Source organism: Sphingobium sp. YR768, assembly GCF_900111125.1.
Taxonomy (GTDB): Bacteria; Pseudomonadota; Alphaproteobacteria; order Sphingomonadales; family Sphingomonadaceae; genus Sphingobium.
The window spans coordinates 62,465-88,552 of the sequence record NZ_FOGE01000004.1 but is presented as its reverse complement, the minus strand read 5'-3'; the positions used below and the strand labels follow the sequence as shown (position 1 = coordinate 88,552).

The 26,088-nt window shown below is 67.2% G+C and carries 26 protein-coding genes; 22 read left to right on the top strand and 4 right to left on the bottom strand.

From position 1 onward, the window contains the following. Positions 1–146: 146 nt before the first annotated feature. The 11 genes from BMX92_RS07320 to BMX92_RS27290 all read left to right on the top strand — a co-directional run bounded on the left by BMX92_RS07320 (position 147) and on the right by BMX92_RS27290 (position 13,430). Positions 147–1,049, top strand: coding sequence for a hypothetical protein (locus BMX92_RS07320; protein ID WP_256213307.1), 903 nt, complete (start codon positions 147–149; stop codon positions 1,047–1,049). 104 nt (positions 1,050–1,153) lie between these two features. Beyond that, a complete protein-coding gene (locus tag BMX92_RS07315; protein ID WP_093014241.1) occupies positions 1,154–3,319 on the top strand; it encodes a ParB/RepB/Spo0J family partition protein in 2,166 nt (721 codons plus the stop codon). A 149-nt stretch (positions 3,320–3,468) separates the two neighbouring features. Beyond that, on the top strand, positions 3,469–3,663 hold the full coding sequence (locus tag BMX92_RS07310) for a hypothetical protein (RefSeq protein ID WP_093014238.1): 195 nt from the start codon (positions 3,469–3,471) through the stop codon (positions 3,661–3,663). A 131-nt stretch (positions 3,664–3,794) separates the two neighbouring features. Next, positions 3,795–4,313, top strand: coding sequence for a hypothetical protein (locus BMX92_RS07305; RefSeq protein WP_256213306.1), 519 nt, complete (start codon positions 3,795–3,797; stop codon positions 4,311–4,313). Continuing rightward, a complete protein-coding gene (locus tag BMX92_RS07300; protein ID WP_093014235.1) occupies positions 4,310–5,140 on the top strand; it encodes a DUF7007 domain-containing protein in 831 nt (276 codons plus the stop codon). The genes BMX92_RS07305 and BMX92_RS07300 overlap by 4 nt, the downstream gene beginning before the upstream one ends. Before the next feature lie 223 nt (positions 5,141–5,363). After that, complete coding sequence (locus tag BMX92_RS07295; RefSeq protein ID WP_093014232.1) at positions 5,364–9,731, top strand: strawberry notch-like NTP hydrolase domain-containing protein; 4,368 nt, start codon at positions 5,364–5,366, stop codon at positions 9,729–9,731. Beyond that, entirely contained in the window at positions 9,692–10,792 is a 1,101-nt protein-coding gene (locus BMX92_RS07290; protein WP_256213305.1) for a DUF7146 domain-containing protein, read from the top strand. Before BMX92_RS07295 ends, BMX92_RS07290 begins: the two co-directional genes overlap by 40 nt. Before the next feature lie 355 nt (positions 10,793–11,147). After that, positions 11,148–12,089, top strand: coding sequence for a DUF2493 domain-containing protein (locus BMX92_RS07285; RefSeq protein ID WP_093014229.1), 942 nt, complete (start codon positions 11,148–11,150; stop codon positions 12,087–12,089). A 79-nt stretch (positions 12,090–12,168) separates the two neighbouring features. Beyond that, the gene (locus tag BMX92_RS07280; RefSeq protein WP_093014815.1) at positions 12,169–12,399 is read left to right on the top strand and encodes an AbrB/MazE/SpoVT family DNA-binding domain-containing protein; all 231 of its coding nucleotides are present in this window, start codon (positions 12,169–12,171) and stop codon (positions 12,397–12,399) included. Further along, positions 12,389–12,796 carry a PIN domain-containing protein gene (locus BMX92_RS07275; RefSeq protein ID WP_093014226.1) on the top strand — a complete coding sequence of 136 codons (408 nt, stop codon included), beginning with the start codon at positions 12,389–12,391 and terminating at the stop codon, positions 12,794–12,796. Before BMX92_RS07280 ends, BMX92_RS07275 begins: the two co-directional genes overlap by 11 nt. A 466-nt stretch (positions 12,797–13,262) precedes the next feature. Beyond that, the gene (locus tag BMX92_RS27290) at positions 13,263–13,430 is read left to right on the top strand and encodes a hypothetical protein (protein WP_177184956.1); all 168 of its coding nucleotides are present in this window, start codon (positions 13,263–13,265) and stop codon (positions 13,428–13,430) included. A gap of 133 nt (positions 13,431–13,563) precedes the next feature. Here BMX92_RS27290 and BMX92_RS07270 read toward each other — a convergent pair whose 3' ends face one another. Further along, positions 13,564–13,746, bottom strand: coding sequence for a hypothetical protein (locus tag BMX92_RS07270; protein WP_093014223.1), 183 nt, complete (start codon positions 13,744–13,746; stop codon positions 13,564–13,566). A 665-nt stretch (positions 13,747–14,411) separates the two neighbouring features. Between BMX92_RS07270 and BMX92_RS07265 the strand changes: the two genes are divergently transcribed. The 11 genes from BMX92_RS07265 to BMX92_RS07210 all read left to right on the top strand — a co-directional run bounded on the left by BMX92_RS07265 (position 14,412) and on the right by BMX92_RS07210 (position 22,275). Further along, entirely contained in the window at positions 14,412–14,813 is a 402-nt protein-coding gene (locus BMX92_RS07265; RefSeq protein ID WP_093014220.1) for a single-stranded DNA-binding protein, read from the top strand. A gap of 140 nt (positions 14,814–14,953) precedes the next feature. After that, a complete protein-coding gene (locus BMX92_RS07260; RefSeq protein WP_093014217.1) occupies positions 14,954–15,205 on the top strand; it encodes a helix-turn-helix domain-containing protein in 252 nt (83 codons plus the stop codon). A gap of 137 nt (positions 15,206–15,342) precedes the next feature. Then, entirely contained in the window at positions 15,343–15,606 is a 264-nt protein-coding gene (locus tag BMX92_RS07255; protein WP_093014812.1) for a DUF2285 domain-containing protein, read from the top strand. 156 nt (positions 15,607–15,762) lie between these two features. Then, positions 15,763–16,542, top strand: a complete 780-nt coding sequence (locus BMX92_RS07250) for a DUF2285 domain-containing protein (protein ID WP_093014214.1) — start codon at positions 15,763–15,765, stop codon at positions 16,540–16,542. Positions 16,543–16,660: 118 nt separating this feature from the next. Then, on the top strand, positions 16,661–16,927 hold the full coding sequence (locus BMX92_RS07245) for a helix-turn-helix transcriptional regulator (RefSeq protein WP_093014211.1): 267 nt from the start codon (positions 16,661–16,663) through the stop codon (positions 16,925–16,927). A 5-nt stretch (positions 16,928–16,932) separates the two neighbouring features. After that, on the top strand, positions 16,933–17,826 hold the full coding sequence (locus BMX92_RS07240; protein WP_093014809.1) for a replication initiator protein A: 894 nt from the start codon (positions 16,933–16,935) through the stop codon (positions 17,824–17,826). Between the two features lie 271 nt (positions 17,827–18,097). Further along, positions 18,098–18,619 carry a DUF2840 domain-containing protein gene (locus BMX92_RS07230; RefSeq protein WP_093014207.1) on the top strand — a complete coding sequence of 174 codons (522 nt, stop codon included), beginning with the start codon at positions 18,098–18,100 and terminating at the stop codon, positions 18,617–18,619. Next, complete coding sequence (locus BMX92_RS07225; RefSeq protein ID WP_093014204.1) at positions 18,616–19,194, top strand: S26 family signal peptidase; 579 nt, start codon at positions 18,616–18,618, stop codon at positions 19,192–19,194. The genes BMX92_RS07230 and BMX92_RS07225 overlap by 4 nt, the downstream gene beginning before the upstream one ends. Beyond that, positions 19,175–19,510, top strand: coding sequence for a DUF736 domain-containing protein (locus tag BMX92_RS07220; RefSeq protein WP_093014202.1), 336 nt, complete (start codon positions 19,175–19,177; stop codon positions 19,508–19,510). The genes BMX92_RS07225 and BMX92_RS07220 overlap by 20 nt, the downstream gene beginning before the upstream one ends. 85 nt (positions 19,511–19,595) lie before the next feature. Further along, positions 19,596–20,270, top strand: a complete 675-nt coding sequence (locus BMX92_RS07215) for a lytic transglycosylase domain-containing protein (protein ID WP_371262296.1) — start codon at positions 19,596–19,598, stop codon at positions 20,268–20,270. Between the two features lie 259 nt (positions 20,271–20,529). Then, positions 20,530–22,275, top strand: coding sequence for a relaxase/mobilization nuclease domain-containing protein (locus tag BMX92_RS07210; protein WP_093014197.1), 1,746 nt, complete (start codon positions 20,530–20,532; stop codon positions 22,273–22,275). A 53-nt stretch (positions 22,276–22,328) separates the two neighbouring features. On the opposite strand, the gene BMX92_RS07205 is transcribed toward BMX92_RS07210, so the two are convergent. The 3 genes from BMX92_RS07205 to BMX92_RS07195 are packed head-to-tail and all read right to left on the bottom strand — an operon-like array spanning position 22,329 to position 26,085. Then, positions 22,329–23,513: an ATP-binding protein gene (locus BMX92_RS07205; RefSeq protein WP_093014194.1), complete on the bottom strand. Its 1,185-nt coding sequence runs from the start codon at positions 23,511–23,513 to the stop codon at positions 22,329–22,331. A 38-nt stretch (positions 23,514–23,551) separates the two neighbouring features. Beyond that, on the bottom strand, positions 23,552–23,998 hold the full coding sequence (locus BMX92_RS07200; RefSeq protein ID WP_093014191.1) for a hypothetical protein: 447 nt from the start codon (positions 23,996–23,998) through the stop codon (positions 23,552–23,554). Continuing rightward, positions 23,998–26,085 carry an AAA family ATPase gene (locus BMX92_RS07195; protein ID WP_093014188.1) on the bottom strand — a complete coding sequence of 696 codons (2,088 nt, stop codon included), beginning with the start codon at positions 26,083–26,085 and terminating at the stop codon, positions 23,998–24,000. Before BMX92_RS07195 ends, BMX92_RS07200 begins: the two co-directional genes overlap by 1 nt. Positions 26,086–26,088 lie beyond the last annotated feature (3 nt).

Genomic DNA, 26,088 nt, shown 5'->3' with positions numbered 1-26,088 from the left:
CCCTTGCGGTCTCCCGCTACCCCTTCGTGCGGGCGGCTGCCGCCCCCGCAGCGCCCCCGCTGAGAGCGAGAGTTTCGCCCGGCCCGCCGTGACGGGCTCACGAGGCAGAGGAAGTGGCCCCTGCCGGCCCGTCGCGGAGAAACGCGATGGCGCACACCACCACCGCCGCCCCGGCCGCCGGCTACGATCCGGCGGGCCTTATCACCCTCGGCCAGAACCCATCCCGCGATCGGCTTCGATTGCGCGTGCTCAGCCTCGGCGCGGGCGTTCAATCGACCACGCTGGCGCTGATGGCCGCCCACGGCGAGGTCGGGCCGATGCCCGACTGCGCCATATTCGCCGACACCGGCTGGGAGCCGCGCGCCGTGCGCGAGCATCTCGCCTGGCTCATGTCGCCGAACGTGCTGCCCTTTCCGGTGCATATCGTCTCGGCCGGCGACATACGGGCCGACCTGCTGCGGGCCGGCGGCGGCGAACGCTGGGCCTCGATCCCGGCCTTCACTCGCACCGTGAAGCGTCACCGCATCGAGATCGGCATGATCCGGCGCCAATGCACCAAGGATTACAAGATCGTCCCCATTCGCCGGAAGGTGCGCGAGCTGGTCGGCCTGACTCGCCGCCGCTCGCCCGACCATCCTGTCGTCGAGCAATGGATCGGCATCTCGCTCGACGAGCTGATGCGGATGAAGCCCTCGTTCGAAGCGTGGCAGGTCAATCGCTGGCCGCTGATCGAGCAGCGCATGTCGCGGCACGACTGCCTGCGCTGGCTCGAACGGCACGACTATCCGATCCCGCCCAAGAGCGCCTGCGTCGGCTGTCCCTTCCATTCCGACCTGCGCTGGCGCGAAATCCGCGACCGTGATCCCGAAGCCTGGGCCGAGGCGGTGGAGGTCGACCATGCGATCCGCACCGGGCTGCGCGGCATCCGGGTTGAAGTCTATCTGCACCGTTCGGCCGTGCCGCTCGACCGGGCGGACCTCAGCACGCCGGCCGATCGTGGCCAGCTCGATCTCTGGGGCAACGAATGTGAGGGCATGTGCGGTGTGTAACGGCCGCCATGCACATGGAGAGAGTGAGAGGGGGGCCTTCGGTTTCGTGACGGGCTTGACAGCCGAGAGAGTGTCTCGCGGCGGCCCGTCATGGAGTAACCGACATGGCAAAAGCTGCCCCCACCCCCAAGATCACCCTCAGCCCGTCGCGGGACATTCCCTTCGACAAGCTGTTCCTGTCCCAGTCCAATGTCCGCCGCGTGAAGAACGGCGTGACGATCGAAGACCTCGCCGACGACATCGAGCGGCGCGGCCTGCTGCACGGCCTTAACGTCCGGCCCGAGATTGACGTGGATGGCAACGAGACCGGCCGGTTCGAGATTCCTGCCGGCGGTCGCCGCTATAGCGCGCTGGCGATCCTCGTGAAGCGCAAGCGCATGGACAAGACCAGTCCGGTGCCCTGTGTCGTCAAGTCGGCCACCGATCCGGTCCTGGCCGAAGAAGACTCGCTTGCCGAGAACACCCATCGCGAGCCGCTCCACCCGCTCGACGAGTTCCGGGGCATGAAGGCGCTTCACGACAAAGGCGAGCGCGAGCAGGCCATCGCCGCGCATTTCCGCGTGACGCCAGCCGTCGTGAGCCAGCGCCTCAAGCTCGCTTCGGTCTCGCCCAAGCTGCATGAGGTCTATGCGGCCGGCGACATGACGCTCGATCAGCTCATGGCCTTCACGGTCAGCGACGATCATGGTCGCCAGGAGCAACTCTGGAAGCAGCTCGATCACAGCAGCAACAGGTCGCCCACCTTCATCCGCGACAAGCTCACGGAGGACATGGTGCCGGTTTCCGACAGGCGCGTGCTGTTCATCGGCTTGCCCGCCTATCTCACGGCCGGCGGCACGGTCCCGACGCGCGACCTGTTCGAGCCCGATGACGGCGGCTGGCTGTCCGATCCCGCCTTGCTCGACCGCCTGGTCGCCGACAAGCTCGACGCCGAGGCGGAGACGATCAGGGCCGAAGGCTGGAAGTGGGTCGAGGCGCTGATCGACCTGCCCTATGGCTATGACGAGGACTGCCGCGAGATCGACGCTACCCGCGAGCCGCCGACCGAAGCGGACGAAGCCCGGATCGCCGAGCTTCGCACCGAGGCCGACGCGCTGGAGGATGAGTGGGCGGGCAAGGGCGTTGTGCCGCCCGAGGTCGAGGCGCGCGTCACCGCCATCGACGTCGAACTGGCCACGCTGTCCCAGGGTCGCTTCACCTACGATGCCGGGGAGCAGGCTCGCGCCGGCGTGTTCGTCGGTCTCGAAGAGGACGGCACGCTCTATATCGACCGCGGCTATGTGCGGCCGGAGGATGAGCCCGAGGACGAAATCGCCGAAGCTTCCGACGACGAGGCCGACGCGCTGTCCGAGGGGTCCAACGATGAATCGGCGGGCATCGCCGTGCAGACGGACCTGCGGAACCCTGATGGCGCGGCCGTTTCCGCGCCGGTCGCCGCCGACAGCGATGATGACGACGATGAGGTCATCAAGCCGCTGCCGGATCGGCTCGTCGCCGAGCTGACCGCTTCCCGGACGGCCGCCCTGCAGGACGCCTTCGCGCAGAACCCCTCGGTGGCCTTCGCCGCCGTGCTGCACGCGATGGTGCTGACCACCTTCTATCAGGTGCGGACGGAGACCTGCCTGGAGCTGTCGGTCGCCCGTGTCTATTTCCCGTTCCAGGCGCCGGGCCTGCGGGAAAGCGCGGCGGCGAAGGCGATGGAGGAGCGCCATGCCGGTTGGAAGGCGCGTCTGCCCAGGTCCGACAAGGATGCCTGGGACGCGATCCAGCAGCTCGACGGCGCCGATCAGGCGGCGTTGTTCGCCCATTGCGCGGCCTATACGGTGAACGCGCTGTGGGAGCCGGTGGCCAAGCATGGCGGCGGCCGCGTCTCGGCGCATGGCGTCGCGCGCCGGATCGAGCACGCCAATGTCCTGGCCCGCGCGATCGGGTTCGACATGGCGGCGACGGGCTGGCGGCCGACGGTCGACAATTATCTCGGCCGCGTCACCAAGCCCCGCATCCTCGAAGCCGTCGCCGAAGGCACGGAGCCGCAGAAGGCCGGCCTGATCGACCACCTCAAGAAGGGCGACATGGCGCGCGAAGCCGAGCGGCTGCTGGCCGATGCCGGCTGGCTCCCCGAACCGCTGCGGATGCCGGAGGCCGAACCCATCCTGTCGATCGCCGATGCGCCGGCGGACGGCGAGGATGGCAAAGCGCTCCCGGCGTACCTCGGGGACGATGGCGAAGACGACGCCGAGGATTCGGCATACGCCATCGCGGCGGAATAGTCGCACTCTGGGGTGGAGCGGTTACGGCCGCTCCGTCCCTTCTTTTTCACGATGCCGACCAACGGCCCGGCCGAGCGCCGGGCCTTTTCGCATGGCCGCCGGGCCACTTCCGGCCGCGCGGCTTTCACCCTCGACATAGGAGAATCCCCATGAAGATCGACGACATCGCGCTGGCGGACGCCGACGCCCTTGCGCCCGTCCTGCTCGCCGCCATCCTGCGTCTCGGACAGCTCGGCCGCTCGGGCGCCGTCGCGCTGGCGCGGCAGGTCGAAGACGGCGACGCCGATTTCGACGAGGCCGCCGAATGGATCGCCGACATAGCGGCCGGGACGCTTACCGACTGAGCCGCGCGCCGCTGGTCCCATGACGGGGCCGGCGGCCAGAGGCCGAGGAGGGCCGGAGACCGGGTGAGCCGGTCGGATCGAGAGAGAGCGCCGGACGGCTCGCGCCTTTCCCGCTCTCCCGGAGGTATATCATGTCCAATACGTCCCCCAATGCACCCCTTGCCGCCGTTTCGGCCGTCCTCGATGGCTATGCCGTCGCGGCTTCGGTTCCGCTCGGCGCCTCGCTGCGCTTTTTCGACGGCTCGCCGCGGCCGCCCGAACGGTTCCGCCGCAAATTATCATCCTGGAAAAATCGCAACGATACCGGCCGCCTGGTTCAGAAGACGGCTGCGTGCACGCTGGGCGGCGCTCCGTTTCCGGCGAACTTCACGCTCCATCTCGGCGATTTTGGCGCGAACGGCGTCATCGTCATGATCGTGAACAGGGGATTTCAGGTCTCGACCGACCTTCGGTTCGAGGTTCTGGAACTGCCCGCGCCCGGCATGGTGCGCGTTCTCACCCGCCACGGCGATCGTGAGGAGCTGCGCCATCTCGCGCCGGATATGGCGGCGGCGGAGCAATGGATGTCGCGCAACCGTTATTCCAATATGATCGCCGAGATTGTCGGCGACGAGGGCAACGGCGTCGCTCCGGTCGGGAGGGCGGCATGACCGCCGCCGCTCCCATCGAGGCCGTCTTCGGCCGCACCGCCGATGACGATCTGGCGGCGCTGGTCGGGGACAATGCCTATCTCGCCCGTCCGGTCGGGGACGGTCTCCGCCTCGCGAGCACTTGGCGGCTCGACCGCCCGATCTCCGCGTGGCGGCGGGCCGACTTCTCGGGCTTTGGCGACGCCATCGCCGACGAGGCGGAGTTCCGCGCTCTCGTCGCGGAGCAGGTCGAGCATCGGCGCGAAACGATCGCGCTCGATCGGCAGCACCGAGCGTCCGACCGCTGGAGCCCGTGGGGCGCGTCGCAAGGCGGCTCGGTCTATGCCGAAGGGGTGGTCTTCCATACCACCGCCAGCCACGGCGGCTTCAAGCTCGATGACGCCTGCAACGCGGCCATGCCCGCCGCGCTGCGCGTCGAGGGCGGCTGGTATGAAGAGGACTGCGATTGGGCGATGGTCGCGTTCGGCTTTCCCGAACTGTTCACCGCCTACGAGCGGCGCATCGCCGAGAAGACCCTGCGCGACACCTATCCCGAACGCTGGGAAGCCGTCCACGGGCGGCCCCTCGCGCCGGGCGAATCCTTCTCGAACGATCGCCGCCTGTTCGAGCTGGCCCACGCCCAGGACTGGATCGTCGTCTCCGCAAGCCGATCGCTAAGCTCGCCGGGTTTCGTGCAATGCGTCGCGGCGCTCGGCGGCAAGCGTGACCGGCAGCCGTTGCGTTGTTTCCTTGTCCCCGACGAGGAATATCGCCCCGGTCCGCACGGTTTCGTCATCGACGAAGACCGGCACGAAACCTGGGAGCTGCCGACCGCTCCCGACGCCTGACCTCGCACATGGCCCGTCCCCGCTTCGGCCGGGGACGGGCTCTTTTTTTGCCCGGCTGCTGGAGACGAGATTCTCCGCCGCGCGGCGATCGGCACGTCCAGATGCGTTCGGGCCGCGCGCCCTCAAGAGAGTGAGAGGCGGGCCGGAAGCGGGCGGGTCGGCCGGATCGAGAGAGAGCGTCCGGCGGCCCGTTCCCTCCCGGCTCTCCTCAAGGACATTCGCCATGACTCTTGCTGCACCCGCTACTCGTTCGGCGGCGCCGTTTCCCGTCGCGCCCGGTTGCGCCGCGACCGCACGGTCCATCCTCGCCGCCGCCGCGCTCATCCTGCCCGACCTCGAACGGGGCCGCGCCATCGACGCGCGTGGCCTGCGCATCGCTATGGAGACCGCGTTCGGCGGTTCCGACGCCGATGGCGCGTGGGACTGGAAGACCGCCTATGACGCCTGCGAAGCGGCGCAGGTTCTGTTCCTGCGCAAATATGGCAGCGTCATCCTCCGCAAATCGGCGTCGCCGGCGGCCGCGCTGGCGATGATCCAGAAGGTGGCGGCGCTGCTGCCCACCCATACGCGCCGGTCGGAGACCAGCCAGGCGTTCCAGCAATTCTCGACCCCGGCCGGGCTTGGCTTCGTCGCGACCGTCGCGGCCGCGATCCAGCCCGGCGACCTGGTGCTGGAACCCTCTGCCGGCACCGGGCTGCTCGCGGTCCAGTCCGAGACACGCGGCGCCCGCCTCATTCTCAACGAGCTGGCCGAGATCCGCGCCGAGATGCTCGCCGGCCTGTTCAGCGATTGCCCGGTCACGCGCCACGACGCCGCGCATATCCATGACTATCTGCGCGCGGACATCGTGCCGAGCGTGGTGGTGATGAACCCGCCGTTCTCGGCCGTCGCCCATGTCGACCGGGCGATGAAGGACGCCGCGCTGCGCCATATCGGCTCGGCGCTGGCCCGGCTCGCCGAGGGCGGCCGCCTGGTCGCGATCACCGGGGCGAGCTGCGCGCCCGACAATCCCGCCTGGGCCGACGCCTTCGCCCAGCTTCAGGAACGGGGCCGCGTCTTGTTCTCGGCAGCGATCGACGGCCGGGTCTATGCCAAGCATGGCACGACCATCGATACGCGCCTGACCGTCATCGAGCGAGTGCCCGCCGACGATCCTCGCAGCTTCCCGGCTTGTCCCGGCGTCGCGGCCGACACTGCCACCCTGCTCGGCTGGGTGCAGGGCCATGTGCCGCCGCGCGGGTCCGGCCCCGACGCGCCGCCGCCCGCCGTGTCCGTTGCGGTGCCCGTCGCCATGCGGGCGATGACCGCCACGCCCGCGCCTCGTCGTCGCGCCGCTCCCGCACCGGCGCGTGCGCCCGTCGAGCTGCCCGAGGCGGCGGAGCTGGCCTATGAGCCGATCGACTGGACGCCCGCCGAAGCGGGCCGCCTGACCGATGCGATCTACGAGCCCTATGCGCTCCAGTCGCTACGCATCGATGGCGCGAAGCCGCACCCGACGCCGCTGGTCCAGTCGGCGGCGATGGCCTCGGTCTCGCCGCCCAGGCCGAGCTATCGGCCGATGCTGCCGGCCAGCCTCGTCGCCGACAGCATCCTGTCGGACGCCCAGCTCGAATCCGTCATCCTCGCCGGCGAGGCGCATGGCGGCCATCTCGCCGGTGCGTGGACCGTCGATAATACCTGGGATGTCGTCACCGCCGCGCCGGACAACGCCGAACAGGCCGTGCGCTTCCGCCGCGGCTGGTTCCTCGGCGACGGCACCGGCGCGGGCAAGGGCCGCCAGGTCGCGGGCATCATCCTCGACAACTGGCTGAAGGGCCGCCGCCGCGCCGTGTGGGTCAGCCGTTCCGAAACCCTGCATCAGGACGCGATGCGCGATTGGGAGGCGCTCGGCCAGGAGCGCCTGCTGGTCTCGCCGCTCTCCCGCTTCCGGCAGGGCACCGCGATCACGCTGGACGAGGGCGTGCTGTTCACCACCTACGCCACGCTGCGTTCGCAGGAGCGCGGCGAGAAGGCAAGCCGCGTGCAGCAGATCGTCGATTGGCTCGGCGCTGACTTCGACGGCGTGATCGTGTTCGACGAGGCGCACGCGATGGCGAATGCGGCCGGCGGCACCAGCGAGCGGGGCGAGCAGGCGCCCTCGCAGCAGGGCCGCGCGGGGCTTCGGCTCCAGCACGCGCTGCCCGATGCCCGCGTCGTCTATGTCTCCGCGACCGGCGCGACCACCGTGCAAAACCTCGCCTACGCCCAGCGGCTCGGCCTGTGGGGCGGCGAGGATTTCCCGTTCGCCACGCGCAGCGAGTTCATCGCGGCGATCGAGGATGGCGGGGTTGCGGCGATGGAGGTGCTGGCGCGCGACCTCAAGGCCCTCGGCCTCTATTCCGCCCGCTCGCTGTCCTTCGACGGCGTGGAATATGAGATGCTCGAACATGCGCTGACGCGCGCGCAGATCGACATCTACGACGCCTACGCGGGCGCTTTCCAGATCATTCACAACAATCTGGATGCGGCGATGAAGGCCGCGAACATCACCGGCGCGACCGGCACGCTCAACGCCCAGGCCAAGTCGGCGGCGCGCAGCGCCTTCGAGTCGGCCAAGCAGCGCTTCTTCAATCACCTCATCACGGCGATGCAGACACCCTCGATGATCGCCAGCATCGAGCGCGATCTTGAAGCCGGCCACAGCGCCGTCGTCCAGATCGTCTCGACCGGCGAGGCGTTGCAGGAACGCCGGCTGGCCGACATCCCGACCGAGGAATGGGACGACGTTCGCGTGGACGTGACGCCCCGTGAATATGTTCTCTCGTATCTCGAACACAGCTTCCCGGTGCAACTCTACGAGCCGTTCACGGATAGCGAGGGCCATCTGTCCTCGCGGCCCGTCACCGACGCGGACGGCAATCCCGTCGAATCCCGCGAAGCCGCCGAGCGCCGCGACCGCCTGATCGAGCGCCTGGCCTCGCTCGCGCCCGTCCCGGCCGCGCTCGACCAGATCATCCATCATTTCGGGACCGATGTGGTCGCCGAGGTGACGGGGCGCTCGCGCCGGATCGTCAAGCGGCGCGGATCGGACGGCATCGACCGCTATGTCGTCGAGAGCCGGCCGGGCTCGGCCAATGTCGGCGAGACCGACGCCTTCCAGAGCGACGCCAAGCGCATCCTCATCTTCAGCGACGCGGGCGGCACCGGCCGCAGCTACCACGCCGACCTCGGCGCGCGGAACCAGCGGCTGCGCGTCCACTACCTGCTGGAGGCGGGCTGGAAGGCGGACAACGCCATCCAGGGCTTCGGCCGCACCAACCGGACCAATCAGAAGCAGCCGCCGCTGTTCCGGCCGGTGACGACCGACGTGAAGGCGCAGAAGCGATTCATCTCGACCATCGCCCGCCGCCTCGACACGCTGGGGGCGATCACGCGCGGCCAGCGCCAGACCGGCGGCCAGGGACTGTTCCGGCCGGAGGACAATCTGGAATCGCAATATGCGCGCGACGCGCTGCGCCAGCTCTATCGGCTGCTCTTTGCGGGCAAGGTCGAGGGATGCTCGCTGCTCGCCTTCGAGGAGGCGACGGGTCTCAGCCTGCGCGACGACACCGGCCTCAAGGACGAGCTGCCGCCGATCACCACCTTCCTCAACCGGATGCTGGCGCTCACGATCGACTTGCAGAACATTCTGTTCACGGCGTTCGAGGACTTGCTGACCGCCCGCATCGAGGGGGCCGTCGCTTCAGGAACCTACGAGCTGGGGCTGGAGACGCTCCAGGCCGAAAGCTTCACGATCGCCGAGCGAAGCACCATCTATACACATCCCGGCACCACGGCGGAGACGAGGTTGCTGACGATCGAACGCAAGGACCGCAATCGGCCGATCACGCTGGACGACGCGCTCGACCGGCTTTCGGACCCGCGCGCGGTCCTGCTGGTCAACGCCCAATCCGGCCGCGCAGCGGTGCAGATACCGACGAAGGGCATGTTGCTCGACGACGGCAGCGTCGAACGCCGCGTGCGGCTCGTCCGACCGATGGAATCGACGCCCATGCCGCTGGAGGCGATGGCGCAGACGCAATGGCGCGAAGCGAGCCGGGCGGACTTCGCCCGCGCGTGGGAGGTGGAGCTGGCCGAGGTGCCGGAGTTCGCCACCAGCACCATGCACATCGTCACCGGCTTGCTGCTGCCGATCTGGAAGCGGTTGCCGAACGAGTCCACCCGCGTCTATCGGCTCCAGACCGACGACGGCGAGCGGATCATCGGTCGCCGGGTCTCGCCGGCATGGGTCGCCACGGCAACTGCCAACGAAAATGGCCCGAGCCTCGATCCGCAGGCAGCCTTCGCTGCGCTGATGGACGGGCGCACCGTGCTCGACCTGGCTGAAGGTCTCCAGCTCCGCCGCGTGCGCGTCATGAACGCCTATCGGATCGAGCTGACCGGCTTCACCGACGCCATGCGCGAGCGGCTGACCGCTTACGGCCTGTTCCACGAGATCATCTCGTGGACGCTGCGCATGTTCGTCCCCGTCGATGCCAGTGGCGTCGCCGTGTTGGAACGGATCATGAAGCGATGGCCGCTCCAGCGCATCGCCGACCGGGCGGCCGCGTGATGGGCCGGCTGTCGGATCAGGCAGGCGAACTGGCGAACCGTCTCGGCGATCGGGCCGAGGCGGTTTGCCGTCATTACCTGTCGAAGGGGCATCGCGAAGGCCGCTATTGGCTGGTCGGCGATGCCCACAACACGCCGGGCCGCAGCCTCTATGTGCGGCTTTCGGGCTCGGAGGACGGCCGGGGCGCGGCCGGAAAATGGACCGATGCCGCGACCGGCGAGCATGGCGACCTGCTCGATATCATCGCACTCGTCTGCGGCCATTCGCAGCTCCGCGACACGCTGGACGAAGCCCGGAGCTTCCTCAGCCTGCCGCATCCCGAGCCTTGCACCGATGGTCCACGCCATGCGCGTGAGCCGAAAGCGCCCACCGGCTCGCCGCAAGCCGCCAGACGTCTGTTCGCCGCGTCCGGGCCTGTCCGGGGATCGGTCGCTCAAGCCTATCTGCGGGGACGCGCGATCACGGCCTTGCTGGCGGACGACCCGCTCCGCTGCCACCCGCGCTGCTACTACACCCCGTCGCGGAAGGACTTGGCCGGCACCCGTCGCGCATGCCCTGCCATGATCGCCGCCGTCACCGATCTCGATGGCGCGATCACCGGCGTTCACCGCACCTGGCTGGACCCCGCCACATCGACCAAGGCGCCTGTCGTCACGCCTCGGCGCGCGATGGGTTTCCTTCTCGGGCACGGCGTCCGCTTCGGCAGATCGGATGCGGTGATGGCGGCGGGCGAAGGCATCGAGACGATCCTGTCTTTGCGTCAGGTCATGCCCGCCATGCCCATGATCGCCGCTCTGTCCTCGCCCCACCTCGGAGCCGTGCTGTTCCCGCCCGCGCTCCGGCGCCTCTATGTCGGCCGCGACGACGATCCGGCCGGCGACGCGGCGTTGGCGAGGTTGACCGAGCGGGCTTCCGGGGCCGGGATCGAGGTCGTGCCGCTCTCGCCCATGCTCGGCGATTTCAACGAGGATCTGCGCCTGCTGGGGCCTGAGCGGATGCAGGCTGCGTTGGCCTTGCAGCTCGTCCCCGAAGACGTGAGCCGGTTCCTGGCCATTGCCTGAGTGACGCCGGAAAGGCGGCGGGGACTTCGGCTCGGGGTTCGGGAAGGTCCGGCCTGCCGGTTGCGGCGACGCTTGCGATCATCGGAGAGGCCCGTGCCCTTCGCGGCCTTCTTGAGAGGCGTTCTGGACGACAGCCGCCCCGGCCCGGCAACGGCGTTCGGCGGCTAATTTCCGCCGCGGCCGCGAGCGGCCGCTTTGCATCGCGAAACAAATTAGCCGCCGCCCTGCCGTCCAGCGCTGCGCTCGGCCGCCCCCCGCGAGGGGCGGGGTTGGCGGTGCAAGCCCGGTTCGCCCGCCGTCTTTCGACGCCTGCGAAGGCCGCGAAGGGCGCGGTCAACCGATGAGAGGCGTCGCCATGACAACCGACAATCCGCTTCCCGAACATGAACCCGAGCACGAGGAATCCCCCACCGCCTACCTGCTTCAGGAGATGGCTCTATACGGATACCGGCCCTTCGAGGACGAGCCCGACCAGCGCCCGCTCCCCGACTCCCGCTCGGCCGAGGGCGCCGTCGCCGACATCTTCGACGCGATGGTCTCGTGTCTGATCGACACGCGGCTCGAACCCGACCTTGAAGACCTGCTCTGGAACATCACCAACGTCTTCCAGCGCACCGGCGAACGGATCGAGCGCGAGCTGGACGACAACGAGTTCGCCCAGAAGCGCAGCCAGCGCGAACAGGACGGCTCCGAGGTGAAGTCGGTCGAGCTGGAGCGGCTGCTGCGCGAAGGTGCGACCATGATCGAACGCCGTGACGCGATGGAGTTCTTCCGCGACGCCTGTGCCGATCACTACCGCATCCATGTCCGCAAAGCCTGGACGCCGCGCTCCGGCTCGAAGGTCAACCGCAAGGCGCTTACCTCGGCGGTGATCTCCAGCCGCGACTTCATTAATGCGCGCAAATGGGCCGACAAGCAGGTGCTCGTGCCCCCCGGCACCCGCATCGCGGTCTCCTCGGGTCCGGCGTTCAACGACGTCAATTTCATCTATGCGACGCTGGACCGGATCAAGGCGAAGTTCCCCGACATGGTGCTGCTGCACGGCGCGACCGGCACTGGCGGCGAGCATATCTCCGTTCTGTGGGCCGACAATCGCGGCGTCCCGAGCGTCCCCTTCGAGCCCGACTGGGACAAGCACAAGCGGGCCGCGCCGTTCAAGCGCAATGACGAGGTTCTCGAAACGATGCCGAAGGGACTCGTCGTCTTCCCCGGCACCGGCATCCAGGACAACATCCGGGACAAGGCCAAGGTGATGGGCATCAAGGTCTGGGACTTCCGGCAGCGAGGCGGCGCGTAAGCGCCGCCTTCGTGGCGATCCTTGCCTTCGAGGCCCTGATGATATACATTTCGCCATCTGTATATCATTGGAGATGTTCATGCAGGTCGCCAAATGGGGCAATAGCCTTGCCATCCGACTGCCCGCGATCGTGGTTGACGCCCTCAAGCTGAAGGAAGGCGACGAGATCGAAATCCGGCTCGACGACAGCCGCGAACTGGCGGTTTCACGCAAACCTGGCCGCGCCGAGTTCCTGAAGCGGTTGCAGGCGTTTCGCGGTCGACTCCCTGCGGACTGGAAGTTCGACAGGGACGAGGCCAATGCCCGGTAGTTTCCTCGACTCCAACGTGATCCTCTATATGGCCGGCGCCGATCGGGCGAAGGCCGAGCGCGCCGAGGCTCTTCTCGCCGACGGCGGCCTGATCAGCGTTCAGGTTCTGAACGAGATTACCAGTGTCGCCCGGCGGAAGATGGGGCTGGACTGGCCCGAAACGCACGCGCTGCTGAGCGCCGTGCGCGGATTGGTCGATGTCGTTCCCGTCACGATCGACATCCATGAAGCGGGCATCGCCATCGCCGAACGCTATCAGCTCTCTGTCTATGACGGAATGATCGTCGCCGCCGCGCGCGCGGCCGGTTGTGCTACGCTTTGGTCGGAAGATATGCAGCACGGCCTCCTCGTTGATGGGGCGCTGCGCATCCTCAATCCATTTCTCCGCGAGGGTTGAGACCAGTGAACCCGCGCGGCGCGCGGCGGCAATCGCTTGCCTGCCAAGCGATGTGCGCTCCGCAGGAAACAGCACAGCGCAACGGCGTGCCTCTACTTCCGCGCCGCGATCCCCAGGCCGTCGTCACGATGGCGATGGTCAACGCACTACGCGATGCGCTTGCATGACCTTCGTCTGATCCGAACCAGCGCTCTTTGTCTTCAGCACGACCTGCCGTCACTCGGCCTATAGAGGACTGCGCGATTTCAGGAACAGCCAGTTCCCGTCTGCGCGAGCACCACCCCGCTCTTTGAGACGCTATCCTTGGTCTGACGGATGGCCTGTCGCCATCAACCCGTAAAGGGTCCGCTACGCGAGCGTGCGGCCTTCAGGCTGCGCCTGTGCGGTGATTGCGGCCATCCGCCCGACGCTTCGGGCGCCTGTCGAGCGGGGATGGTCCTCGCTCCTAAAGACAGGAGCCGGATCAATGTCCTTGGAAATCGCCCAGTCCCACGCTTGGAACCTCGCCCGGACGCTGATGACGTGCATCGTCGTCGTGAAGATCGGCGACCGCCTGTTCGGCGTGCTCGAAGCGCGTGAGTTCGACGGTGACACCGCCAGCATCGTTCACGAATACGATCCCTTCGGGGCGTGATCGGTGAGGCGATCCCGTCCTGAGCCGAGCGGTCGGCCTGGCCGCTCGCCGCATCCTTGGAAAGGGATGAATCTGCCGTGCGGGGCGAGCAACATGCGTGTCCGGTTTGATGCGCCGCAGATGCGCGCGCAGGTCAATAGTCGAGCTGGTGATCCGCTCCGAGCTTGCCGCGCGTCTTTCTGAAGTAGGTCGCCACCGGATCGGGCTGGGCCAGCATCGCCAGCGCCAGCAGGCCAAGCTCGGTCGGCCTGGTCGCGCCGCTTTCGCGCTTTTCCGCGCTCTTTTCACCTTTCGACGTTGCTGCACGGGCGACCATGATCGACTCCTCTGCGTGGAAGATAGTCTCATCTGTCACACAAGGCGAGTAGGCCGGCAGGGCTTCGCTGACCTCGCGCGCCTCGGTTCAGAACGGAAGCGGTCCCGATCGCCGTCGCCTATGCCCGTTCGAACGCGCCGTCCACCTCCACCTATCGACGATCCCGCAGCCGTAGCGGCCGCCGCTGTCCCGCCGTCCCGGTGTGGGTGCGGGCGGCCAATCTTCCCCTTCCCGGCGACTGACCGGCGTGCCTGGCCTTCGGTGGCGATGCGGAAGCGGTGTTCCCGGACGCGGCCGTCTCCACCCGTCGAACGCCGCCACGGCGCATGGGGGGACGAGTGGAGGATGAAGCTCGGACAGAGCCGCCCAGGCACAGCTATCGGGCAGTCCGGCCTTCCACCAGCAAGCAAGGCCGTGTCCCGCATCGCTCCGTTCCGCTTCGCCGAGTGACAGCCCCTCCGACTGACGATCCCCTAAGCCCGTTCGGTTTGCGCCAACAACCCCCGCGGCTTCCGATCCGTGTTGGCGCTGAAGCGCCTGCCCGCACCACTTCGGGCCTTGGGGGTCAGGTCTCCGCTGCGCGTCGATGCCAGCGCCTCCCGACGGTCTTGGCCGGGTCTCGTCGGAGGGACGGTCCCTCGGACGTGAAGCAACGGAGACTTGAAATGCAGAACATCGTCATTCTCGCCGGCAACATCGGCCAGGACCCGGAAAGCCGCAGCACCCAGGGCGGCACCCATATCACCCACTTCACCCTCGCCACCTCGCGCCCCCGCTATTCGGAGGGCAAGGTCGTTCGGGACGACAACGGCTATCGTGTCCAGGACACCGAATGGCACCGCGTCACCGCATTCAACGGCCTCGGCAAGACCATTCAGGAGCATTGCGAGAAGGGCATGAAGGTGCTGGTGCGCGGCCGCATCCACTACACCAAGTGGACCGACCAGCAGGGCGTCGACCGCTACGGCTGCGAGATCATCGCCGAGACGGTGGACTTCCTCAGCCGGGGCAAGTCCGCGCAGACGGGCGGCTACACCAACGACCTCGACGACGACATTCCGTTCTGAACCGAGGCGCCGAAGGCCCGGCGGCGCAAGCCGCCGGGCCTTCTTTCGTTGGAGTGTCCACTTAAGTTGCGTCTATGCCAAGACGACTATAATAGTCGTTTTAATAGCGTATAGCGCTCGGCTCGTGGACGTGATCGTGCATGATCACATCCCGCCAGGTGCGGGCCGCTCGTGCGCTTCTCGGTTGGACACAGGAGTTGCTTGCAGAGAAGGCCATTGTTGCGTTGACGGCGCTCAAGCGCCTGGAATCGACGCAATATAAGCCCGTGAACGACAATACCCGGCATCAGGTGGTCAGGGCGCTGGAGGCGGCCGGGATCGTCTTTCTCGATTCGGATCGCGGCCAGGGCGTGCTGCTGGTGAGCAATTCGGGCGGCGAAAAGCGAAGATAAACGGCTTCATCGCATCGTTGATCGTGCGCGACTCATCGCATCGCCATAGCAAAGACGGTGCGATTACTTCGATCCATTATGGTATATGTTTCGTGAATCCGGGGGTGTGGGGTGATGGCTGCGAACGGGCTCAGGCGATGGCGATAGCCGCTTTCGAGGACCGCGCGCCCGATGCCTCCCACGTCACTGCCTATGACGAACGGCACCATCGCACCTACTGGCGCCTGCTCGACGCCGCCGCCGAGAAAGCCGACTGGTGCGAGGCCGTGCGGATCATTTTCGGTATCGACCCGGCCATCGAGCCCGATCGCGCGCGCCTGGTCTATGACTCGCATCTCGCCCGCGCACGCTGGATGTCCGAGACCGGATACCGTCACTATCTGCGTCCGTCCGGCTCCTGACGGTTAGCCGGCTAACCCGGCTACCGCGCAGAAAATCCCGTCAAAACGCTGACTTGAATCCGCTATGCGCCGGCACGCTCGGCAGGGCTTCCGCGTCGTCCGGGCATCGCGAACATCTTCCGGCGCTCCGCAGAGAGCCATGCTTAGGAGGATAGGATGCCGCCTGGGGAGGACTGGCGCGCGCCCCCGGACGAAGCCGGGGACGACGCGCTCGCCTATTCGGATATCGCCATCGGCTATCTCGGCCGTAACGAGGGCTATCGCGCCGCCTACCGCCGCGCGCTCGACCGCGTGAAGCGCGGCAAGATCACGGCCGACGACGCGACCGCCGGCCTGGTGCGGCGCTGGGGAATCAGCTTCCACGCGGACCCGGCATCCGCGTTCGATCCGAAGCTCGCGGTGGCGCGGCTCGACCTTTCGCCCGCCTGCGTCATGCTGGGGCCGCCGCCCTCCGGCATCAGCAACATGTTGCGTCTCGACATCAAGATGCTGGGCGCGATCCGCGCACGGATCAGGATCGGGCGACTTCTCCATCTCATTCTCGCCGACAAGGAGGGCGACGAGCACCTCTGGGTGGCCGGCCCCCTCGACCGTCCACTGGTCATGATGCTGCCGGACGGGAGCTATCCCTTCGCCGGGCTCGCGTCAGCCGAGCGCGTCTGCCGGCGCGCGCTCGGCATGGCGTCCGGCCCGCCCGCACTGCGCCCCACGCCCGGCCGCCGCCAGCATCTTCTCACGCTCCTGCGCGCGCTCGATGGGCACCGTGCCGGGGCCAGTCCGAGGGAAGTGGCCGCCGTGCTGATCGACCGCGATGTGCGCCAATATAGCGCCGGCGAGTGGTCCGACTGCCGCGAACGCAAGCGCATAAACCGATGGCTCACCGAAGCGATCGAGCTGCGCGACGGCGGCTATATCCGGCTGCTGCGCGGCGGCTGACGAGGACATTTTCTCCCCCGCAGCTTTGTCCCTTCTCCGCATGGGGGCGGTTTCGCCACCATCGCCTCCTGTCCGCCGCGCCCCTTTTCCGGGGCCGGCCACCGTCAGGAGGAACATCATGGCCGATCCCGTCATCGCCACAACGCCACGCTACCTCAAGACGCCCGATGCGGCGATCCATCTCGGCCTGTCGGCGCGGACGCTGGAGAAGCACCGCTGCTACGGCACCGGCCCGGTGTTCCGCAGGCTGGGCGGCTGCATCGTCTATGCGATCGCCGACCTCGACGCCTGGGCTGCGCTCGGCAGCCGCCGCTCGACCTCCGATCCCGGCAGCGGCGTGGTCCATCCCGCCAAGCGCCTGCCGACCGATTGCGTGCGCCGCTGACCGCGATGCGCGCCGTTCGCTCCCTTTCCGGCCGGTCCAGCGCCGAGCGCACGCAGCTTGAGCTGTTCCGCTCGATCCCCGGCAATCTCGCGCCCCGCGATGCGCAGGATCTGATGGCGTGGCCGTTCTTTAGTCTCGCCAAGGCCCGGCGCACCACGCCGATCGCGTTTCACATGGGCGCGGCGTGGATTTCGGTCGAAGCCGTGCCGGAGCACGGCATGGCGACCATTTGGGACGCCGACGTGCTGATCTGGGCCGCGAGCCAGCTCATTGAAGCGCGCGACGCCGGGCGGCCGACCTCGCGCCTCATGGTGACGACGCCGCACGAGATATTGACCTTCACCCGGCGCGGCACCGGCAAGGCGAGCTACGACCGGCTGAAGGCCGCGCTCGATCGCCTGCAATCGACCACGGTGGCGACGTCGATCCGGCAGGAGCACCAGCGGCGGCGCCATCGCTTCTCCTGGATCAACGAATGGCGCGAACTGGCCGACGGCAACGGCCGCGCGCTCGGCATCGAGCTGATCCTGCCCGACTGGTTCTATGCCGGCGTGCTTGACCGCGCATTGGTGCTGACCATCGACCCCGCCTATTTCGACCTCACCGGCGGGCTCGAACGCTGGCTCTACCGGATCGTCCGCAAGCATGGCGGCCGGCAGCGCGGCGGCTGGAGCTTCGACGTCCCGCATCTTCATTTGAAGTCCGGCGTGCTGTCGCCGCTCCGTCGCTTCGCGTTCGAGCTGCGCGGCATCGTCGCACGCCAGCCGCTGCCCGGCTACGTCCTGTCGCTCGATCACACGCTCGGCCGCGACCGGCTGACGTTCGTGCCCGTGCCGCTCGATCCGTTCGACGCCGCCATGCGCCGCGTCGGTCTCAAGCCTGTGGATAACCGGCCATGAGACTCGGACGATCGGGAACGCCCGGAGTCGGACTTCCGGGAACGCGAGACACGGACTATCGGGAACGCCTAGCTCCCGCAAAGCCGCAGAAATCCTCGCGGATTCGACCCCCTTCTAACAATGCTAATAGAAAAGAATCCTTCGGATTCTTGCTAACGCGCGGCGCGACTGTGGACAGCGCAGCGCTGTTCGCAGCGACGGCGACCGGCCGGCGCACGATCCACCGGCGTCCCGCCATGCCCGGTGCGACCCCAATCCCAGGAGCTTCCCGATGATCGACGAACGGCCCCCGGCCGTGCGCACCAGCGGCGCGTTCAGCGCGCTCGCCCGCGACGGCCTCACCCATGTCGAACTGACCTGGATCGAGAAGAAGCTGGAGCATTGGATACGCTTCGGCCGCATCGCGGACGACCGCATCCTGACGCGGCGAACGCGCGTTGTCGGCTTCCGTCCGGGCGCCGTCTTCGCATTCGTCCGCTGGGCTTCCAACGACTACGGCACGATCGTCTCGCGCATCGACGTGGTGCGCGCGGTCGCGGCCAACGAACCCTACACGACGCTGCCCTTCGTGCGTCCCGGCGGCGACATCCTGCTCAGGATCGAAGGCTGGCCGAAAGTCGCCCAGGTGCTCGCCGCGATCGACGCCGTGGAGGCGGCCGGCGTCGATCCCTGCGACGCGGCCGCCGATCACTGGCGGCATGTCCACAACCGCATCGCCGCCGGTCATCCGCCGCGCCTCTATACGCCCGAGCGCCACAGCGCCTGGCTCAAGCGCCGGGAGATCGAAGGGTGACGCGCCGCCGCTATGGCATGGCGACCGCCATCGCCGCATCCGCTTTCGGCGCGGCGTTCATCGCCGTCGCGGTCGCTGAGCCGCTCCCGCGCCTCATCTGGAACGCCAGCGCGAGCGCGCCGATCGGGCTTTATCGCATCCATCCCGACGCCGATCCGCGCGCCGGTGCGCTGGTCGCCGTCACGCCGCCTGCGCCGCTGGCGCGGTGGATGGCCGGGCGCGGCTATTTGCCCGAGGGCGTGCCGCTCCTGAAGCATGTGGCGGCGAAGACCGGACAGCGCGTTTGCCGGATCGGCGCCGTCGTGAGCGTCGATGGGCGGCCTGCCGTCGTCGCCCTCGCGCAGGATCGCCGGGGCCGTCCGCTGCCCGTCTGGCAAGGCTGCCGCACACTCGGCGCCGGCGAACTGCTGCTGCTCAACCCCGCCCATCCCGACAGTTTGGACGGCCGCTACTTCGGCCCCCTTCCGTCGTCCGCCGTCATCGGACGCGCAACGCCGCTGCATCTGCGCGCGCCGTCCGCACCGCTTCCACCCGCCAACCCCAAGGAGACTGGCCATGACCACCACACACTTTGAATCCACCGGCGACGGCTATGCGGGCCGCATCCGGCTGTTCGGCATCGACGAGGCGATCGTGCTCGTCGCGCTCGAACCGAGCGACGCCGAGAATGCGCCCGACTACCGCATCCACCTCGATGACGAGGACGGTCCCGAAGTCGGGGGCGCCTGGAAGCGTGTCGGCGACCGGGCGGGCGATTACATCGCGCTGGAGATCGACAGTCCGCTCTTTTCGGCGGCGCCGTTCCGTCCGGTGCTGTTCCGCGCCGATCCCGAAGGCCGGGCTTTCCGGCTATCGTGGAAGCGGCAGCGACCGCGCGAAGACCGGAGCTGATCGGGTGTCCCGGCGTCCCCGATCTTCGCGCCGCCGGGCTGCCACGCTGGCGCTGCTCGCGATCATCGCGAGCGCGCCCGCGTTGCTGGCGTCCGCGTCCGTCCGCGCGCAATCCGCCGCACCCGCCACCGCCACCGCCGCCGGTCGGCATGTCGCCGACGCCGCCCAGCGGTTCGGCATCCCGGAAGCGTGGATATGGGCCGTGATGCGGGTCGAGAGCAACGGCGATGTCCGCGCGGTCTCGACGGCCGGCGCGATGGGCCTGATGCAGATCATGCCCGCGACCTGGGCCACTTTGCGCGCACGCTATCGGCTCGGTTCCGATCCGTTCGATCCGTGCGACAACATCATGGCGGGCGCGGCCTATCTGCGCGAGATGTTCGACCGCTACGGCAATGCGAGCGCCATGCTGGCCGCCTATAATGCGGGGCCGGGTCGCTACGACGAGCATCTCTCTCGCGGCCGCCCGCTGCCCGCCGAGACGCGCGCCTATCTCGCCAAACTCGCGGCGATCACCGGCGATTCCGGCGACACCCAGCTTGCCGTCGCGCCGCCCGTCGACCACTTCGCCTGGCGCCGTGCCGCGCTGTTTACGGTGCGCTCGGGCACGGCTTCGAGCGCGCAGCCAACGGCCGACGACGAGGCTTCCAGCCCGCAATCCGAACGCCCGTCAACCGATCGCCCGGATGGCGCGGCGCCCGCGACCAAGCCTCCGCTGCCCGGCTTGTTCGTCGCGGTTTCCGGCCGGTCTCCACCATGAGCGGGCCTCGCGCGCCCTGGCGTTCTCCCTCGCAGCCTTTCGCAGTATCGGAAGGGGGCAGGCTTGGGATTTTGCAGGGGGAAGGTCGAGGGCAAGATAAAGGGCGGCAATGTGCGCAGCCATTTTGCCCCGGTCGTAGCCTTGTTTCCCAAGGCTTTTGGTCATTGCTGCGCAATGTGTGCGGGAACCCCGCACTGTGGGACGCTGGCCGAACGCCAGCCGCCTCCAAGGATTTCCCCACATTGCGGAGCGCCGCGCCATGAGCGGCGACGAGGATTTCCGCATCCGGCCTGGCCGCATCCGTTCGAAGGGCCGCCAGCGGGCGCTGCCGATCATCGTCCAGGCGCTCGCCGCCGCGCAGCGCGCCGGCGGCCATGTCTCGCGCCGGGGCCGGATCATCGCGCCGGGCCGTTCGACCTTCGGGCGGGGCCGGGTCGCCAGCCTGCGCGCGACTCATCGGCTCGGCCACCGATCGCGCCAGGTGATCGTCAAGGCGCGCGTGGTCCGCCACGGCGGCCGCGCCTCGCTCGCGGCCCACCTCAATTATCTGCAACGCGATGGCGTCACCCGCGACGGCGAAAGGGGCGTCCTGTTCGGCGCCGACGCCGAGGGCCTGGACCGCAACGCCTTCGCCGCGACGTGCGAGGACGACCGGCACCATTTCCGCTTCATCGTCTCGCCCGAGGACGCGCCCGAGATGGGCGACCTCAAGACCTTCACCCGCGAGCTGATGGCGCGAATGGAAACGGATCTCGGCACCCGCCTCGACTGGCGGGCCGTCGAGCATTGGAACACCGACAATCCCCACGTCCACATCATCGTGCGCGGCGTCGGCGAGGACGGGCAGAACCTCGTCATCTCGCGCGACTATATCGGCGAGGGGATGCGGGCCGTGGCGCGCGAGATCGTCACCCGCGAGCTGGGACTGCGCAGCGACCTCGAAATCCGCCAATCGCTGGAGCGGCAGGTCGAAGCCGAACGCTGGACCGAGATCGACCGCGATCTGTCGCGCACCATGCAGCGCGACGGCCTGATCGACATGGCGCCCGAGCCCGGCGTCCGGCCGGACGGCGACCATGTGCTGCGGATGGGGCGGCTGCGCAAGCTGGAGGGGCTCGGCCTCGCCAGCGAGATCGCGCCCGGACAGTGGACGCTGGCCGGCGACGCACAGGCGGCGCTGCGCGAGATGGGCGAAGGCGGCGACATCATCAAGCGGATGCACCAGGCGATGACCGACCGCGGCATCGACCGGGGGGCCGCGAGCTATGTCCTCGACGCCGATCTGGCTCAGCCGGTGATCGGCCGGCTGGTCGATCGCGGCCTGCATGACGAACTGACCGGCGGCGCCTATGCGATCGTCGACGGCATCGACGGCCGCACCCATCACGTCCGCTTTCCCGACATCGAGGCGACCGGCGACTGCAAGCCGGGCACGATCGTCGAGCTGCGCCGCTTCGAGGATCGCAAGGGCCGGCAGCGGGTCGCGCTCGCGGTGCGCTCCGACATGGACTTGTCCGCGCAGGTCCGCGCGCCGGGCGCGACATGGCTCGACCGCCGCAACCTCGCGAGCGATGGCCACGACCTTGGCGGCGGTTTCGGGACCGAGGTGCGCGGCGCGATGGAGGCGCGCGCCGACCATCTCGCCGACGAGGGCCTGGCACGGCGTCAGGGCCAGCGCATCATCTTCGCGCGCAATCTGCTCGATACGCTCAGGCGGCGCGAGCTGGATGCGACGGCCAGGGAACTCTCCGCCGAGATCGGCTTGCCGCACGCGCCGTCGAAGGCCGGCGAATATGTCGCCGGCACCGTGCGCCAGCGCCTCACGCTCGCGTCGGGCCGCTTCGCCATGATCGAAGGCTTTGGCCCGGATGGGGGTCTGAGCTTCCAGCTCGTGCCCTGGTCTCCTTCGCTCGACCGCCAGATCGGCCAGCACATCTCCGGCGTGATGCGAAGCAATGGCGGCGTGGACTGGTCGTTCGGGCGGGGAAGAGGGCTAGGACTTTAGTCGAAGGGACGACACCGCCTCCTGCCAAGGCAGCCGCCGGCTCATGTTTACCTTTATAGGAGACTTTTAATGTCCGGAATGATCCGCTTCATGAATTGGTCGAACAGCGGCACCGTGAAGCAGACGTCGCCGAGAGACGGCGCATAGATCATCGCTTTCTTGATCAGATTGGCGCGCATCGGGGCAATCTTGTCAGCCTTGGTGCCGAGAACGTCGGCGATATCTGCGCTGCGACGATGGCCAGGTCCCAACTCCGCTAGAGCGCGCATATATTTCTTCTCTGCCGGACGGCACCGATCATAGCGTACGCGGAAGAAGCTGGCATCGAGCGCGGCCGTGGAAATGTCGTGCGCCTCGATAACATCGCTCCATGTAATGGTTTCACCACTCGCGACGTTCCAGGCGTCATGCGCCCATTGCTGCAGATAATAGGGATAGCGTTGCGTGATCCGGAGCAACTCCGCGATCGCGTCGGGTTCGAATTCTACACCCTCGGCTTTCGCCGGATTGACGACGGCGGCCGCCGCATCTTCCTCTTTCAGAGCGCCGATCTCGGAGAACAGGAAAAGTCGCTCGGAGTAGGATTTGGAGTTGCCCGCTAAAGCGAGGACCTGCGGTAGCCCGGCGCCGATGAACACGATCGGCAGGCGGCGCTGGTTGATCTTGTGCACGGCCATGATGAGCGCGCTGAATTCATCTGACTTTAGGACCTGTAGCTCATCGACGAAGATGGCCACCGGGCGGCTAGCAGCAGCGGCGGCTTCGCCAAGCTCGATGAACAGCGCCGGCAGGTCCGCTTCGATCTGTCCCGAATCCGCGATGCCGACGGTTGGGTCATAGGTTATCGAAACTTCGCCCATGGTGATGCCGAATCCACCGACGAAGGCCTTGAGCACTCCGATCCCGCGCTTGACCTTCTCCTTGGCCGCTTCGACCAAGCTGAGTTGCAAAAATGCTTCGCGTAGTTTTGGCGCGAGAAGTTCGGGCAGCGACTGTTCTTCGCATGCCTCCATGTCCACAACGATGAACCCCTGGTCGCTGGCCATTTTTTGCATTTCGACGAGCAATACGGTTTTCCCAACGCCGCGCAGACCGACGAGCACGGGTTGCTGGATCGAGCGGCCGGCCTGGATACGCAGTAGGGCAGTATAAGTGAGGTCGAGGACATCGGTTCTGCCCGCGAGTTCCGGCGGCGGCGTTCCGGCGCCGGGCGCGAATGGATTACGAACTTCATCCAATATCCTGCACTCCCCCTCAAGCCTGTCACCGCCCGCCGTCAGGCTTTCAGCAAGCTCTCCAGCCGCTCGCTTAAATAATCGAGCGCGGTGTCGCCTTCGCGCGCTTCAAGAATGGCGAGCAACTCGGGCAGGCCGGCAACCGCGTAGCCGGTAGCAATCCGCAGCATCTCGCCGGGACGGTTGACGATGCTTGCATCGTCCGTGTCGGCGATCGCCAAGAGCATCAGGGCCGTTGGCCGCCAGGGATCGGAACTCAGCACGACACCTTCGGCTGCCTTGTAGGACTTGCCAGTCGGCCCGCTGGGCTTCAAATCCTTGCGCACAGCGAGACAGATTGCGGCGAACCACATATCGATATTGCGTGCGAACGGCTGATGGACGGGGCGAGCACTCTTGCCTTCCCGGCGCTGGACATAAGTGTCGAAGTGCGTGCGATAATCCTCGGGCACCATGATATCGAGCCCGGCGAAAGGGTTCGTCGCCATCAGGCTGCCTCGCTCAGATCGGTCGACGGGTCGGAGGACACCTTGCGCTCGCAGATTTCACAAGAGCTGCGATGGTCGCAATCGCACAGCATTACCTTGGCCTCAGTCGTCCCCGGGTCGTTCTTCAAGATGCGGGGGTAATGGGCCGGGTTGGTCATCGTCACGATCACGCCGGCCTTAGCGTCAAGGATTGCTTCGCAGCCCTGGATCTCGTCATGTGTGAGCAAGAGAATGAGCTGCGAACTGGCACGAGAGGCCACCCGCACGACTTCGGTTTTCACGAAGCCGCTCATCATGCCGAGCGGTGTATCGATGACGTTTGGCGCTTCGACACCGCTGATCTCCGTCAATGCCAGAATGAACGCGATGGTCAGCGCCCGCCGTGATGCGCCATTCAGGTCCTGCGACGGATCGAGCGCGTGATCGTTGCGACCGAACACCGCAATTTTGAAATCGGGCGTAATGGTCGCGTATTTGATGAGGGCGGTGGACGGGTCGGCGCCGATCATCTCGACAAAATACTCGTTCATCCGGCGAGAGACGGCCTCAACCTCCCGCGTCTTCATGATCTCCAAAGTTTGCTCGACGATTTTGCGGATGTCCTGGGCAGCCAGCAACTCTGCTCCGAAACGCTTGCCCTTGTTTTCTCGCGCGAGGAGCGTGGACACTTTCTTCTCAAGTTCGGCACGCTGGTCCCGGCGATTGCGCAAGGAGACATCGAGGCGCGTGGCGCTGTCTCGCTTTTCGCCAAGCTGCTTGAGGTAGGTGTCGCGCATTTCGCGCGCACGTTGGACGTCGTCGTTCTTGACCTTGTCGAGCCGCGCATCGAGGTCAGCAACCGTCTGGCCAAGCTTCTCAAACAGGCTCTGTTCCCGCGACCGGGCGACAAAGGCGGCCGCATATTTGTCGGCCCACGTCGGCTCGCGTGCTTCGAAGAGCCCCCGGCCTTCAAAATACAGGTCTGATATCTTCGATTTAAGCGCGTCGGTCTCTCTACTGCGCTCAATCAAATCCTCGATCGCCGCCCGACGCCGGGCACCATCCGGATGATGCACATCAAGCGATTCGCCGCAGATGCAGTCGCTATGGGTCAGCCGATCTTCGAGCACAGGAATCGTAGCGCTCGGGATTTCGCCCTTGGTCCGCAGATCGTCGAGGATCGCTCCGGCCTTTTGGAGCTTCCCCTTCATCATTTCGCTGGCGAACTCTTTGTTGGCGATAAGATCAGCCTGCGCGAGATCGGCTGCCTTCATGCGCGCTTCGCACGCATTCTGCTGCTCCTGGACGTCCTTCAGCTCCTTGGCGATTTCCTCGCGATTGCCGCGTTTCAGCGCTTCCTGCAGTTCCCGATCAGCGCGAGCGAACAGGTCCGACAGGTTCGCGATCTCATCGGTGGTCGTCGCGAGCTTGGCTTCAAGGTCGGGCATGGAGGCGTCGATTGCCTCGAGCGCGACGCGGGTTTCGTGCAATTCCTGGCTGCCGGCTGCCGCATCGGCTTTGGACCGGATATCCTTCTCTGCCTTGCGGACATGCTCGACAGCCACCTCCAGGAGAGGCAAGCCCATCATCTGCTCGATCGCCTTCCGGACCCGCTTTTGCTGCTCGGCAGTCCTGCCCTGGATGAAGCTGAGCGCACTATCGCCATCGGTGAAAAACACTTCCCGCAACTCTGAGGGCATGTGGTTGGAGAGATGCGCCGCGACATTCGGTATTTCGACCGACCCGCGCGACGTCACTTCATAAAGCTGCGCCGTCGACTTGGCACGGACCGGGGCGCCTGCCCGATCGACGAGTGAGCGGATCAGGCGGAACCGCTGATATCCCTTCTTGCCCTGTACCTCATAGATCACCTCGCCGATCGTTTCCGCAACTGTTCCACTCGGTACGTCCATGTTGAACGTGGTGTAGCCTGAAGGAAGCGCCTCGTCGCCGAAGAGCGCCCATTGCAACGCGGTCAGCAGGGTTGTCTTCCCGCTCTCATTCGCTGCGCGAACGACGGTGATGTTCTTCTGCGGGTCGACCGAGAAGTCGAATTCGAGACCGTCGAGGAGGCGAAACCCATCGAAGCGCGCCTTTACCAGCCGCATCGG